12 protein-coding genes are annotated in these 14,881 nt (G+C 39.9%); 1 reads left to right on the top strand and 11 read right to left on the bottom strand.

The genetic code is table 11. The features are described from left to right. The first annotated feature begins 59 nt into the window (after positions 1-59). Entirely contained in the window at positions 60-2,084 is a 2,025-nt protein-coding gene (locus C9914_RS06910; RefSeq protein WP_022264491.1) for an elongation factor G, read from the top strand. A 661-nt stretch (positions 2,085-2,745) separates the two neighbouring features. Here C9914_RS06910 and C9914_RS06905 read toward each other — a convergent pair. The 11 genes from C9914_RS06905 to murD form a co-directional block, all read right to left on the bottom strand. After that, positions 2,746-4,425 carry a glutamine--tRNA ligase/YqeY domain fusion protein gene (locus C9914_RS06905; protein WP_106764351.1) on the bottom strand — a complete coding sequence of 560 codons (1,680 nt, stop codon included), beginning with the start codon at positions 4,423-4,425 and terminating at the stop codon, positions 2,746-2,748. A gap of 272 nt (positions 4,426-4,697) precedes the next feature. Further along, on the bottom strand, positions 4,698-6,146 hold the full coding sequence (gene gltX / locus C9914_RS06900; protein WP_106764349.1) for a glutamate--tRNA ligase: 1,449 nt from the start codon (positions 6,144-6,146) through the stop codon (positions 4,698-4,700). A gap of 437 nt (positions 6,147-6,583) precedes the next feature. Beyond that, a complete protein-coding gene (locus C9914_RS06895) occupies positions 6,584-6,898 on the bottom strand; it encodes a hypothetical protein (protein ID WP_106764347.1) in 315 nt (104 codons plus the stop codon). 19 nt (positions 6,899-6,917) lie between these two features. Next, a complete protein-coding gene (tadA, locus tag C9914_RS06890) occupies positions 6,918-7,391 on the bottom strand; it encodes a tRNA adenosine(34) deaminase TadA (RefSeq protein ID WP_242972075.1) in 474 nt (157 codons plus the stop codon). Positions 7,392-7,409: 18 nt separating this feature from the next. Beyond that, entirely contained in the window at positions 7,410-8,231 is an 822-nt protein-coding gene (locus C9914_RS06885) for a CPBP family intramembrane glutamic endopeptidase (RefSeq protein WP_106764345.1), read from the bottom strand. Next, positions 8,228-9,511 (bottom strand): methionine gamma-lyase family protein, encoded by a 1,284-nt coding sequence (locus tag C9914_RS06880; protein WP_106764343.1) that lies wholly within the window; start codon positions 9,509-9,511, stop codon positions 8,228-8,230. Before C9914_RS06880 ends, C9914_RS06885 begins: the two co-directional genes overlap by 4 nt. Before the next feature lie 94 nt (positions 9,512-9,605). Next, complete coding sequence (locus tag C9914_RS06875; protein ID WP_106764341.1) at positions 9,606-10,319, bottom strand: GNAT family N-acetyltransferase; 714 nt, start codon at positions 10,317-10,319, stop codon at positions 9,606-9,608. Beyond that, the gene (locus C9914_RS06870; RefSeq protein ID WP_022264484.1) at positions 10,303-11,334 is read right to left on the bottom strand and encodes a M42 family metallopeptidase; all 1,032 of its coding nucleotides are present in this window, start codon (positions 11,332-11,334) and stop codon (positions 10,303-10,305) included. The genes C9914_RS06875 and C9914_RS06870 overlap by 17 nt, the downstream gene beginning before the upstream one ends. Beyond that, positions 11,334-12,356, bottom strand: coding sequence for a M20/M25/M40 family metallo-hydrolase (locus C9914_RS06865; RefSeq protein WP_106764339.1), 1,023 nt, complete (start codon positions 12,354-12,356; stop codon positions 11,334-11,336). The genes C9914_RS06870 and C9914_RS06865 overlap by 1 nt, the downstream gene beginning before the upstream one ends. A 47-nt stretch (positions 12,357-12,403) precedes the next feature. Next, positions 12,404-13,366 carry an alpha/beta fold hydrolase gene (locus C9914_RS06860; RefSeq protein WP_106764337.1) on the bottom strand — a complete coding sequence of 321 codons (963 nt, stop codon included), beginning with the start codon at positions 13,364-13,366 and terminating at the stop codon, positions 12,404-12,406. 15 nt (positions 13,367-13,381) lie between these two features. Further along, positions 13,382-14,773, bottom strand: coding sequence for a UDP-N-acetylmuramoyl-L-alanine--D-glutamate ligase (gene murD / locus C9914_RS06855; RefSeq protein ID WP_106764336.1), 1,392 nt, complete (start codon positions 14,771-14,773; stop codon positions 13,382-13,384). Positions 14,774-14,881 lie beyond the last annotated feature (108 nt).

The raw sequence follows: 14,881 nt of genomic DNA, 5'->3' as shown, positions 1-14,881 counted from the left end.
ACAATCTTTGTGAAATCTCTTAGATTTTTGCCCACTTACGAAAGGAGAATTAAACTCGTATGAAACAATATAATGCAAAAAATATCCTTAACATCGCTATTGCTGGTCATAGCGGTTCTGGTAAAACCTCTCTCGCTGAAGCTATTATCTATACCTGTGGTGGTTCGGAACGCCTCGGCAAGGTATCTGAGGGTAATACCATACTTGACTGCGACCCTGAAGAAATTAAGAGAAAAAGCTCTGTTGTAGCGGCTACTGCTCCAGTAGAGTGGAAAAATCATAAAATAAATCTTATAGATACCCCAGGATTATTCGACTTTGAGGGAGGTCTTTATGAGGGCGTTCGTGCCGCTGATTCAGTTCTTATTACTGTTTCTGGCAAAAGCGGTGTTTGTGTCGGCACTGAAAAGGCTGTTGCCGCCGCTGATAAGCGTGGTTTGACAAAGATTTTCTTTGTAAACGGTCTTTGCGATGAGAGTGCAAGATTCTATCGTGTATTTGAAAATCTTAAAGCCTCATTCGGTCCGTCCGTCTGCCCTGTTGTCGTTCCTTATATAGTTGACGGTCAGGCAGATTGCTATGTCAATCTTCTTGAGTATAAAGCATATAAATATGAGAATGGAAAAATCACAACTGTTCCACTTCCTGATATGGGAAATCGTCTTGAAGGTCTTAGAACCGCTATTTGTGAGGCTGTCGCTGAAACAAGTGACGAAATGTTCGAGAAATATTTTTCAGGCGAGGACTTCACCCCTGAAGAAATCATTGTCGGCGTAAGTAAGGGCGTTAAAGAGGGAAAAATCAGTCCTGTATTCTGCGGTGACGCACTTCTTACATACGGTATTGAACAGCTCTTGAACGGTCTTATCTGGCTTGCTCCATCTGCTGAGGATAAATCAGAAGAGCTTGCACTTGATACCGAGGGCAATCCTGTTGAGCTTTCTGTAAATGAAAATGCTCTGCCCGCTGCAATCGTTTTCAAAACTGTTGCAGACCCATTTGTCGGCAAGCTGTCTTACTTTAAGGTTATTTCAGGCAAAATCTCCCCTGAAACTCCGATTATGAATATGCGTACAGGTACGATTGAGCGTTTAACCAAGGTTATGACTATCTGTGGCAAAAAGCTCATAGATACTCCATATATTACCGCTGGCGATATAGGTGCGGCGGCAAAATTACAATCTACCAATACAGGCGATACTCTTTGCGCTCCTGCGAGAAAGGTTATCCTTGAGGGCATTGAATATCCTCAACCTTCCTATTCTAAGGCAGTTTATCCCAAGAATAAGGGTGATGAGGAAAAGGTCGCTCAAGGCTTATTAAGACTTTCTGAGGAAGACCCAACAATTCGCTTTAAAACAAATAACGAAACTCACGAAATGATTCTTACTGCTCTCGGCGAACAGCATATTGATGTTATCGTATCCAAGCTAAAGAGTAAATTTGGTGTTGAGGTAACACTCAGCACACCTAAGGTAGCTTATCGTGAAACTATCCGCAAAAAGGTTAAGGCACAAGGCAAGCACAAGAAACAAACTGGCGGTCACGGACAATTTGGAGATGTCTGGATAGAATTTGAGCCATTTGACGGCGATTTTGAGTTTGATGAACGAGTTGTCGGCGGTGCTGTACCTAAGGGCTTCTTCCCTGCTGTTGAAAAAGGCTTGCGTGAGTGTATGCAGAAAGGTCCTATTGCTGGCTATCCTGTTGTTGGTGTTAAGGCTACTCTTTACGACGGCTCTTATCACCCTGTTGATTCCTCCGAAATGTCCTTTAAAATGGCTGCGGCTATTGCATTCAAGACGGCTATGGAAAGTGCAGACCCAATTCTCCTTGAACCAATCGGCACATTAAAGGCTACTGTGCCTGATTCCGCAATGGGCGATGTTATGGGCGAAATAAATAAACGCCGAGGTCGTGTTTACGGTATGAATCCTGCTGGAAACGGCTATCAGACAATCGAAGCAGAAATTCCTATGGCAGAAACAAGCGACTTCTCAACCTTTATCCGACAGGCAACTCAAGGCAGAGGTCATCATACAATAGAATTTCTCCGCTATGACCCAGCAGTCAATCAAAAATAATTTATAGAGTGTAAGAATATATTTATATTCCTCCCATACAAAAACCGCACGAGGTATTTAGCTTTCGTGCGGTTTTGTTTTTGAAAAATCAAGTTTTTATAGATTGACATATATTTTTTTATGTTATATAATATAAATAAGGATAGAGCGTATCACAAAACGGTCGCTCCCAAAGATGTTTAGTTATGAAATAACCGCCTTATTGGGAAGTGGGGCGGTTATTTCCTTTTGTTTTTATGAAAAAGTTGGATAATACCAATTATCAATATACCAAGCTGAATTAAATCAGACCAAGTAACATAACTTTCCATATGTAACACCCCCATTTCTGGGAGCAGGATTGACCGCCTATCGTTGTGATACGCTCTATTTATAATTATATTAATATGAGTTTGACAAAAATTAAAAGTTTCGCTCAAGCCTTTTCAAAGGCTTGCGGTTTCCAAAGGTAGTCACCTACGGCAGAGCCTTTGGTGGGTTTTAAGGGCAAAGCCCTTAACATTCTTTGCCCAACGGGCGAACGCAGTTCGCCCCTACTTTTATAACTTATTATTAACTAAGAATATTCATCGAACTCACATTATATTATGATATGTATTATCTTGTCAATAAAAATACCGCCTTGCTCAAAGCATAGGCGGTATTTTTATATCATAAAATATTACTTTTTCTTAAAGCTATCCTTTAAAGATACTGAGCGGTTAAATACTGGCTTTTCTGGTGTACTGTCTTTATCAACGCAGAAATAGCCAAGTCGCATAAACTGATATGATTTCGGTGCTTCTGCACTTGCCATAGCTGGCTCAACCTTACAGTTTGTGAGAATTTCAAGAGAATTTGGATTGAGATAATCAAGGAAATTCTTATCGCCGACATCTGGGTCAGGAACAGTAAAGAGATTATCATAAAGACGAACTTCTGCCGTAGCGGCAGTCTTTGCGTCAACCCAATGAATAGTACCCTTGATTTTTCTGCCGTCAGGAGCGTTTCCTCCTCTTGTTTCAGGGTCGTATTCTGCATAAACCTCTATAACATTGCCGTTTTCGTCTTTCTTACAGCCTGTACATTTTACAATATAGGTTGTTTTAAGGCGAACTTCATTTCCTGGGAACATTCTGAAATAGCCCTTTACAGGTTCTTCCATAAAATCATCTTGCTCTATAAAGAGTTCACGAGAAAATGTTACTGTTCTTGTGCCGTCTTCTGGACGATTTGGGTTATTTTCAACCTCAAAGATTTCTGTCTTATCCTCTGGATAGTTTGTAATAATAAGCTTTACAGGGCGAAGAACTGCCATTGTACGCTGTGCAGTTTCGTTCAAGTCCTCACGCAGGCAATGCTCAAGAAAGCTATATTCAACTGTGCTTGTAGCCTTTGCAACACCGATTCTTTCGCAGAAATTACGGATAGATGCAGGTGTATAGCCTCTTCTTCTCAAACCGCAGAGAGTAGGCATTCTTGGGTCGTCCCAACCATTTACATAATTTTCCTCAACAAGCTTACGGAGCTTTCTCTTACTCATAACAGTATTGTTGATACCAAGTCTTGCAAACTCAATCTGTCTTGGCTTTGCAGGTACAGAAATATTATTTATAACCCAGTCATAGAGTGGGCGGTGGTCCTCAAATTCAAGTGAGCAAAGAGAATGAGTAATACCCTCAAGTGCGTCCTCAATAGGGTGTGCAAAATCATACATAGGATAAATGCACCATTTATCGCCTGTGCGGTGGTGCTTAATTCTATTTATACGATAAAGAACAGGGTCACGCATATTGAAGTTACCTGATGTGAGGTCGATTTTTGCACGAAGAGTCATTTTTCCGTCAGGAAATTCTCCGTTTTTCATACGCTCAAAGAGGTCAAGGCTTTCTTCAATAGGTCTGTCACGATAAGGGCTTTTTGCAGGGTGGGATAAATCGCCACGATTTTCACGCATTTCCTCTGGTGAAAGCTCGCAGACATAAGCCAAGCCCTTTTTAATAAGCTCAATAGCAAATTCATACATCTTATCGAAATACTGTGATGCAAAGTAGAATCTATCGCCCCAGCTAAAGCCAAGCCATGCAATATCCTCTTTTATTGCATCAACATATTCAACATCTTCTTTGGTTGGGTTTGTATCGTCCATTCTAAGGTTACATTTTCCGCCAAAGCGTTCTGCTGTTCCGAAGTCTATGCAAATAGCCTTTGCGTGGCCTATATGCAAATATCCGTTAGGTTCAGGCGGAAATCTTGTGTGAACTTCCTTACCTTCAAATCTGCCGCCCTCAGCTATATCTTCCTTAATAAAATCGTGGATAAAGTTACCAGCGACTTCATTTTCTAAAATTTCATCTGCCATAATTCTGTACTCCTTTTTATACTCCAAACTCAAATTTATTTTTCTCTAAAGTCAAGACTTTTAATTATTCTATACGAATTAATTGTTCACATTGATAGTTGATATATTCGGGCGAACACAGTTCGCCCCTACTTCTCGAATTATATTAATTTATTTTACAAACGGTAGTTCATTGGGAAATTCTCCGACCGCGTCAACAAACTTCTTTTACAAGTGTCGAGCGAGACTTGTCGAGCGATTACGCGTCTTGGGAGCGGCGGCTCGCCGCTTTATTATAACTTTGCAAGACCTGCATTAAGTCTTTTTAGAGATTCCTCTCTGCCAAGAATATCAAGAATTTCAACTGCTCCACCTGGTGTAACAGTCATTCCGGAAGCGGCAATTCTTACAGGCCACATTGCTGTACCGTTCTTAATACCCTGCTTTTCAGCAAAAGCTATAAGGCAATCGTGAATTGAATCAAAATTCCATTCGCTAAGAGCCTCAAGCTCCTCAATAGCTGCTTTTAAGATTACAGGTGAATTTTCGAGATTAGTCTTGCTCTTTTTGTTGACAAAAAGCTCCTTGTCATATTTAGGCTGTTCCTCAAAGAAGGCTACTTTTTCTGGAATATCTGTAAGCTTTGTTGTACGCTTTTGAAGTATAGAAGCGATTTTTACGAAATCAAGCGGTTTTTTGATAACCTGCTCGAAATATGGCTTTGCTACTTCTGCGAACTGCTCTACTGTCATAGCCTTGATATATTCGCCGTTGAACCATTCCAACTTATCATAATCAAATACAGCAGGAGATTTGCTTATACCGCTTATCTTGAAAACCTTTGTAAGCTCATCAAGAGTGAATACTTCTGTATTATCTTCAGGACACCAGCCGAGAAGTGCAATATAGTTAATGATTGCCTCTGGCAAATATCCTTCATTTGTCAAATCCTCAAAGCTTGTTGCACCGTGACGCTTAGAAAGCTTTGATACAGAGCCGTCCTCGTTTTTGCCCATAATGAGTGGAAGATGAATATAAGTAGGAATTTCCCAGCCAAAATCCTCATAGAGAAGATTATATTTTGGTGTAGAAGACAGATACTCACAACCTCTTACAACATGAGTAATATTCATAGTATGGTCATCAATAACATTAGCGAAGTTGTATGTCGGGAAACCATCTGCTTTTATAAGAATCTGGTCTTGAAGCTCAGAATTTTCAACTGTAATAGTTCCGAAAACAGCGTCCTCAAAGGTAGTGCTGCCCTCAAGTGGCATTTTCTGACGAATAACATACTCTGCACCACTTGCAAGAAGTCTTTCAACCTCTTCCTTTGGCAAATCACGGCAATGTCTGTCATAACCAGTGCCGAATTTATCGTTATCCTTGAGTGATTGAAGTCTTTCCTTAGAGCAGAAGCAATAATAAGCCTTCCCCTCTTTTACAAGCTGTTCAGCATAAGGAAGATACATTCCAAGTCTTTCACTCTGAACATATGGTCCGAAATCTCCGCCTACATCAGGGCCTTCATCGTGTTTAAGTCCGGCTCTTTCGAGTGTTCTGTAAATCAGGTCAACTGCTCCCTCAACCTTGCGTTCTTGGTCTGTATCCTCAATTCTAAGAATAAACTTACCACCCTGAGATTTTGAAACAAGGTATTCATAAAGGGCCGTTCTAAGGTTTCCTACGTGCATAAAGCCTGTTGGGCTTGGTGCATATCGTGTTCTTACTGTATCAGACATAATTTTCCGTCCTCCGCTATATAAAATTTAATCTATTTTTTATTATACCAAATTATTCAATATAATCAAGTATTGGTGGGTGCCGACCCACGGCGAAGACGCGTAATCGCTCGACAAGTCTCGCTCGCAGTTAATTAGGGAAATCTGTTGTCGCGGTCGAAGAAACTACCGATGAACTACCGCTTAGCTAACGCACTTATCTTAGACAATTAAAAGTTTTGCTCAAGCTTTTTCAAAAGCTTGCAGGGTTGAGGGACGGAGTCCCTCATAGGTTTTAAGGGCAACGCCCTTAACATCTCTTTACCCCCAAAGGGCGGAGAAGATTCGCCCTTGTTGACTAATGTTGCTAACAAAAGAATTTTTAAGGTGCAAGACAGGTTAAAGACTTCGCCCCTTAAAACCCGCCAAAGGCTCGATTAAAGCCTTTATTTGTCTTATTAAGGGTTGGTTTCCTCTATCTCTAATATTACTCCCGAATTTTCGAGGTAAGTTACTGTGAAAGGTTCTCCTCTTGCAGCAATATCGTGCATTTCGCCAAATACAGACAAATTTGCCGCTCTGCCATAAAGCTCCTTGCCGTTAGGAAGTTTAAATTTATAATACACGCTCATCTGAAAGCAATTTCCCCATATTTCAAAGCTTGGAACGATTTCAATTGTCTTATACGCTCTGAGGTCTATATCCTTTTTTGCGGCATCTCGCATATCAAGCGGAAGCCCTTTTAATTGCTTTAATGCGTATTCTTTCGTCATATATTGTCACCTCTAAAAATCAAAAGGTTTTCTTCTTGCTTTTGTGTTCTCTTAATTCTTTAAAAAATCTGCTCAAAAGCTCCGCACATTCATTTTCCATAACTCCAGAAATAAGCTCTGGCTTGTGATTATAAGGCAATTCAAAGAGATTTACAACTGATGCACAAGAACCAGCTTTTTTGTCGAATGCTCCGAATACAACACGCTTAATCCTCGAATTTATAATTGCACCCGTACACATAGGGCAAGGCTCAAGCGTGACATATAAATCACACTGCCAAAGCCTCCAACCGCCTAATTTCGTACAAGCCTCATCTATCGCAATAAGTTCTGCGTGACGCAAGGCATTTTTATCGGTTTCACGAAGATTATGACCTCGCCCAACAATCTCGCCATCTTTGACGACAACTGCACCAACAGGTACTTCCCCTATTTCATAGGATTTCTGTGCCTCTGTTAAGGCCTCAAGCATAAATTCTTCATCAATGCTCACCTGCCGTCATCTCCTTGCTTAAAAATACATCATAATTATATTTATAATTTCTATTGCGAATAAAATTATTATCATCGGGTTTGTAAGAGCCGTTTTAAATGATAATATATCCGATTTTTGCTGTTCTTGCGGAAACATTGGCTTTCGTTTCAGCTTTATGGCTGCAAAAATTATCACCGAAAACAAAATACAAATCACGATTGCTATATTATATAAGCCTTGAAAAAATCCACAAGTTATGGTAAGAGCATTGCACAAAAAATGCACTATCATACACGCAACAAGTGAATCAGTTCTAAGATATAAACAGCCTAAAATTATTCCGCAAAGGAACGAATATATAACCGCCGTCAAACTTGTATGTGACATCGCAAAAATCATAGCCGAAATAATCACCGCAAATTTTGCCCCATATTCGCAAAATCCGCCTAAAATAAACCCACGAAAAGCCGTTTCCTCGATTATTGCGGGGATAAGTGCCATTGCAATATAATCCAGTAGATTGAATACATAGCTTGAACCTATGTCAATTCCAGTCGCATATGAAATTAAATTCGGCACGATATTGCACGAAAAGCACAGTGTAAAAGCAAATACTGTAAATAAAACCAAAGCCGACAAAGATGTTTTTTGCTTAGTATGCTTTTTAAGCTTCAACGGCTGTTTGAAAAAATACGCAAGCACAATAAACGGCAATAAATTTTTTGCAAAGGACAATAACGCAAGCCTTGCAATATACATTTCCTTCGAAATAAGCGACACTAAACCTGAAACTGAAATAACAGTTCCGATGATAAGTGACAGACTGACAAAATTCAGCCTGTTTTTCAGGGCTTTCACTGTTTAAGAACGCCTTTTTCAAGCATTTTCTGTGCGGCAAGAAGTACGCCAAGCTTACCGCTGTGATAATTCAACGCACCTTGCATCCAAGCGGCATATGGCTCTCTAAGTGGAGCGTCAGCCGAAAGCTCTATTGACGCACCAAGTGTAAATGCACCAGCCGCCATAATAACCTGACTGTCATAGCCAGGCATATCCCAAGGCTCTGGAACCACAAACGAATCAACAGGTGCTCCTTGCTGTATGCCTTGACAAAATGCGACAAGCTCTTTTTCTCCGCCAAGCATAATTGACTCGATAATATCCGCACGAGGCTCATCATATCTTGGAGTAACACCATAGCCGAAAAGCTCGAAAAAAGCTGATGCAAATATCGCTGTTTTGAGTGCCTCACCTGTTACATGAGGAGCGTTAAATGCTCCCATAAATAATTCTCGATTATGTCCGAGAGTACAGCCGATTTCCTTGCCAGTACCAGGAGTTGTAAGACGATATGAGCAAAGCTCTATTAAATCGTGTCTGCCTGCTATATAACCGCCTGTCGGAGCAATTCCTCCGCCTGGATTCTTTATAAGTGAACCAGCCATAAGGTCAACATTTCCAATAGTTGGCTCGTATTCCTGTACAAATTCGCCATAGCAGTTATCGAGCATAACTATGCAGTTCGGTGCAAGCTCGTGTGCAAGCTTTGCGATTTTCTCGATTTCCTCACATCTGAGTGACGGGCGGAGTGAATATCCCCTTGAACGCTGAATATATACCATTTTAATATCAGGTGTGATTCTCTGTTTCATACCCTCATAGTCAACTGTTCCGTCGGGTAAAAGGTCGAGCTGTTCGTAATTTATGCCGAAGTCAATAAGTGTACCTGTATTGCCCGAAATAGTTTTGCCATCACTTGCAATTCCGATTACGCCTTGAAGTGTATCGTATGGTATTCCAGTAACCGAAAGCATAGTATCATTCGGACGAAGAACGCCGAAAAGTGCGGTAGTAATTGTATGTGTACCGCTCACGAAATTATATCTGACAAGAGCGTCCTCCGCATTAAGTGCGAATGCGAATACCTCATCAAGAGCCTCTCGACCTCTGTCGCCGTAGCCATAGCCTGTACTTGCTGTGAAATGGCTTTCGCTGACTCTTGCATTCTGAAAAGCCTTCAGCATTTTTCGCTGATTAAGCTCTGTTATGTAGTTAGTTTTCTGAAATGCCTCATTAGCCATTTCTTCCGCCTTTTCAGATGCGGAAATTATCTTTTTATCAAAATCAAAATAATTCATATAATACCTCAAAAATTTAAAATTGCTTTCAGAGATTTAGAGGCGAACTGCGTTCTACCTCTTGGTAGGAAATGTTCAAATCCTAAGTTCAAATTCATTCAGACATAAAGCCCAAACTATTATAAAAGCCAACTAATTCCTCTCTGCAAAAAACAAAAATATCTCTATCACCCAAAGTTTCTGAAATTTTCGCAACAAGCTTGCTTGCGTATCCCTTGCCCCTACATTCGGGCAAGCACGCAACTCCACTTATAATTGCACAATTATCCGTTTCAGCCGAGGTCATACAGCAGGCAATAGCCTGTCCCTCAAGCCTATACGCAAGAACTCTTGACAAGTTATGCCTTACCCTATGCGACATATCGGGATAAAAGCTATCAAAATTGGGAATTTCAAAGCCCTCTCCCCGACATCTTTCAAGAACGGAATAAATTTCCCTTATAGTAGGGTTAAAATCTATATTATCAGAAATTTCAGTTTCAGGCTTTCTGACAAACTTCATCAAGACTTCTCCGCTCCAGTATTGAGGAAAAAGCTCCTTATCCGCAAAAACTGTGTTATATCCCACTGCTTCGATAAACTCTAAAAGCTCATCATTTACATTTTCGCAGAAAATTGTAATGTTTCCGTCCATTCGGGAGATTACCGCTCTCGGCTTATTATCCTCAAGCTGAACCCAATGTTCTAAAAAGCGTTCACCTGTTCCATAGGCTAAAAGCTGTGAAAGTATTCGGCAAGCAAAGGGATTCGGCTTAGCAAGATATTTTTCAGCTATGGAACGATTGCTTTCATCAACAAGTAAAATCATTTCCAGCCGCCAATTCTGCCGCAAGTCTTAGAGTATCACAAACGGCTTGTAAGTCATCTCGACTTATAAGAGAGGTTGAGCTGTGCAAATATCTGCAAGGAACTGAAATTGCCGCTGTACGCACTCCGCCTCTTGATTGATGGATTGCACCAGCATCGTTTCCGCCTGCAATTTTCGTTTTAGTCTGAACAGGGATTTCAGCTTGCTTTGCATTATCCATTATAAGCTTGTAAAGTGTTCGGTCATACATAGTTGCACCGTCCATAAACGAAACAACCGCACCCGAACCGACCGAGCATACCTTATCAGCACCCGAAACATCAGGAATATCCGATGCTGTTGTAGCCTCAACTACAATCGCAGTATCAGGATTAAGCGTAAATGCCGCACCCTTTGCCCCACGCAGACCTATTTCCTCTTGTACTACAAAGCTAAAGTATGTGTCATACTCAAGTTCGCTTTGTAGCAATTCTATAAGAGCCATACAGCCTGCTCTGTCATCAATCGCCTTTCCGATTATGCGTTCATCAGCCTCAAAAACCGAATCAAAATAAACGCAGTCACCAAGAGAAACACACTTCTCGGCTTGTTCCTTGGTATCTGCACCAATATCTATATAAAGTGAGTCTATTGACGGATTTTTTGCTCTTTCATCAGCTTTAAGCACATGAACAGGAACTGCACCAATGACACCAGGCAATTTATTTTTGCCGATAAGAACCGCCTTTCCGCAAGCGGCTTTTTTATCAATTCCGCCCACCTCGGCAAATTTCAGTGTACCGTTGCTTTCAATATTAGTAACAATAAAGCCTACCTCATCCATATGTGCCGAGATAAGAAGTTTAGATTTTGCTCTCTGCTTGCCCTTTTTGAAAGCAAGAATATTTCCGAGAGAATCAACCTTTAGTTCGTCTGCATATGGCTTAATTTCTTCAAGGATAATATCTCTTATATCGTCCTCATCTCCAGAAACTCCGCAAGCTGTGCATAATCTTTCTAAAAGCTCAATGTTCATTAAAATGCACCTCCGTCCTCAATATACTTTGCAAGAATCTTTGCAACACTTTCTATATCCTCAAGTGAAACAACCTCAACCTGTGTGTGCATATATCTTTCAGGAATAGAAAGAACTCCACAAGGAACTCCTCCTCTGCTTCCTGCGATTACATCTGCATTTGTGCCTGTCGTTCTGCCGTCAACCTCATATTCACACTCTAAACCAAAGCTCTTTGAAATCTCAATCAGCTTATTTGTAACCTTTCTTGAAAGTACAGGTGCTATACTAATAATTCCACCACAACCGAATTTTCCGCTTGATTCTTCAGGAACTCCAGACTGCTTTGCAAAGCCAACATCAACTACAATCGCTTCTGTCGGGTCAAGTGCAAATGCGGCTGTTCTCGCACCAAGCTCGCTTGTTTCTTCCTGTGAGCTTAGAACGATTGAAAGCTTGCAAGGCAGTTTTTTATCCTTAAGAAGTCTTGCTGTTTCAACAAGAGCCGTACAGCCTGCACGATTATCCAAAGCCGCCGAGGCAATTCTGTTATTAAGCAATTCCTTAGGCTCACTTCTGACAATAATTCTATCACCAAGCTCAACAAGATTCTTTACCTTTTCAGCAGGAAGTCCAGTATCAATCCAGATTTTATCCTTAGTAATGGCATCTCCGCTGTCATTCTTGATTAAATGCGGAGGGAATGTACATACTACACCTGTAATATTCTCCTTGCCAAGAACAGTTACTGCACTTGATGGAAGCGTTCTCATATCCATACCACCGCAAGGTGTTGCTTTAATAAAGCCTCTGTCGTCAATATATGTGACGATAAGACCTATTCTGTCTATATGTGCATCAAGCATAATATGCTTATCGCTTGATTTATCGCCCATTGTGAGAATAACACTTCCGTTTTCTCTATATGTCACCTCACCAAATTCTCTTAAAATTGTTGCGGCGATAGAACAAGCGAAATCTTCATCGCCAGAAACGCCGTCAGCAAGCAAAAGCTTAGTGAGTACTTCTTTTATGTTTTCCATATAATCCTCCTATCAATGCCATATAAAAATGCCCGATAAAATTTATTTTAAAAAAGCTCAAAAATATTATCAATAATAATATTCATTCCCTCTGCACTTGGAATATGACTACTGTTATTTACAGGTATATAATGTAAATTATTATTTTCAGATTTCTTAATAAATTCAGAAATTATTTTAGTAGGAGTAACAAGGTCTGTATATCCCTGTAAAATATAGTACGGAATAGTTATTTTTTGCAGTGTTTCCGAAAGGTCAATCTTAATCAGTTCTTTCATCAATGATATATTTTTTATATAACCGTTTATTACCATCGCTTTAAAATCCTTAAACGAATAATCAGGACTAGTCAGCAAGCCGCCTATTATTTTTCCCATCGGAGTTTTTCCACCGCTTTTTGATTGATAACCATCTGTATACTTATTGACCCATTTCATAATTGTCTTGCCATCTTCCGATGTATGTTCTGAGGCTTGATTCATAGCTGAAAGTTTGTCTTTGTTTTTCTTAGGCATATTAGAATTAAATAATGCTTTGAAAATTTCATCATTAAATATCAGTTGCTTTAACACCTGTCCATATACAATTACATTATGTATCATTTCAGGTATTTCCTTAGCAGTTCTTGCCGCAAGAATGCTTCCCCATGAAACTCCAAATAAATTTATTTCATTTTGTTTAAACTCGTCTTTTATCTGTTTGACAAGGTCTATCGTCATGTTTACGAATGAATCTATAGAAAAAGTATCATCTATTATACGGTTGTTTATTCCGCAGCCGAGCTGATCCCAATATACCATTATAAACCGCTCTGTAAGTTCGGGAAACATTCCGCGGCAGCCTTCACAAAATGGAATAGGACTTCCCGGCCCGCCATGAAGAAAAATTACTATTGGATTTGTTTTTTTTCTGCCCTCTATCAAGACCTTTTGTTCAAAACCATTCAAAGTATATGTTCTCAGTTCAGATATTTCATTCAAGCCAATAATATTTTTTCTTTTCCTATTCATATTCTTTTACCTTTCTTAAAGCTCCATTACTAATCTTTTATAATGTAAGCCCTTTTCGGCGAAGTTCTTATACATATCAAAGCTTGCACTTGCGGGTGACATAGAAACTATATCTCCGCTCTCGGCTCTCTCTCTTGCAATTTTAACAGCTTCTTCCATGCTGTTAACTCTGATTATCTCAGGATTTCCCTCACTATATGTTGATGCTTTTCTTGTAGCCTCCTCAATCTTATCTGCCGTAGCTCCCATAAGAATTAAAAGCTTAACTGTCTTAGGCACAACCTCGCCCATCTCGTCATATGGGATTTTCTTGTCATATCCGCCGGCAATAAGGATAATCTTGCGGTCATAAAGTGAAAGTGTACCCTTGACGGTTCTTGTAGGACTTGTACCGATAGCGTCATTATACCAACGAACGCCGTCTAATTCTCTGACTAATTCCGCACGATGCTCAACTCCCGCAAATTCCATAGCAACCTTGCGGATAGTTTCAACATCAACCAAGCCCCATACTGCACTTATTGCGGCAAGGTAGTTTTCTATATTATGCAAGCCAGGAATTTTAATCTCCTCAGATTTCATTATGTGCGTTTCTTCTCCATTTATGCTCATAACTATTTCGCCGTTAGACTTCATATAAGCACCACTTCTTACAGAATTTCTGCGTGAGAATTTATAGAGCGTGCCACGAACATATTCGCTAAAGCTATTTGAAATTTCGTTATCAAGATTTAAAACAGTGCGTGAAAAAGCGTTCTGGTGGAGAACAATATTTTTCTTAGCGTCAATATATTCCTGCATATCCTTGTGAATATCAAGGTGATTAGGTGCGAGATTTGTTACAACTGCTATATCAGGGCTTTTTCTCATAGAAATAAGTTGAAAGCTTGAAAGCTCTACAACAGCATAATCCTCAGGAGAAATTGATTCTATATCAGGCAAGAGCGGGTGTCCGATGTTTCCACCGAGGTGAACAGTCTTTCCACTTGCCTTTAAAAGCTCGGAAATAATTGTAGTTGTAGTTGTTTTACCGTCACTTCCTGTAACTGCAATTATTTTGCAAGGGCATATATCAAAGAATACTTCCATTTCGCTTGTAACAGCAACACCATTGTTTCTTGCCTCTACAAGTTCGTCCATATAATATTTCATACCTGGGGTTCTGAATATAATATCCGCTCCAAGATTTTTTAAATAATTTTCACCAAGATGAAGTTCTGCACCATATTCTTCGGCTTTATCGGCATTTTCACCGAGAGCAGTTCTTTCTCTCTTATCACAAGCGAGAACCTTTGCACCGTATTTTGCAAACATCTTTATAAGAGGCAAATTACTTCCACCGATACCACAGAGAGCAACTGTTTTGCCATTAAGAGATTCAAAAAAATCAGAAGCCTTTCTTTCCATAAATAATCTATCCTTTCAGCAATAATTCGTTAATTCTATTGCTATTATAAAACAATATTACCTTTAAGGCAAGAAATTCCTTAATATTCGTAAGTTTAATACGGCGAG

It is taken from the genome of Pseudoruminococcus massiliensis (assembly GCF_900291955.1).
Classification (GTDB): domain Bacteria; phylum Bacillota; class Clostridia; order Oscillospirales; family Acutalibacteraceae; genus Pseudoruminococcus; species Pseudoruminococcus massiliensis.
This window is presented reverse-complemented; position numbering and strand designations above follow the sequence as displayed.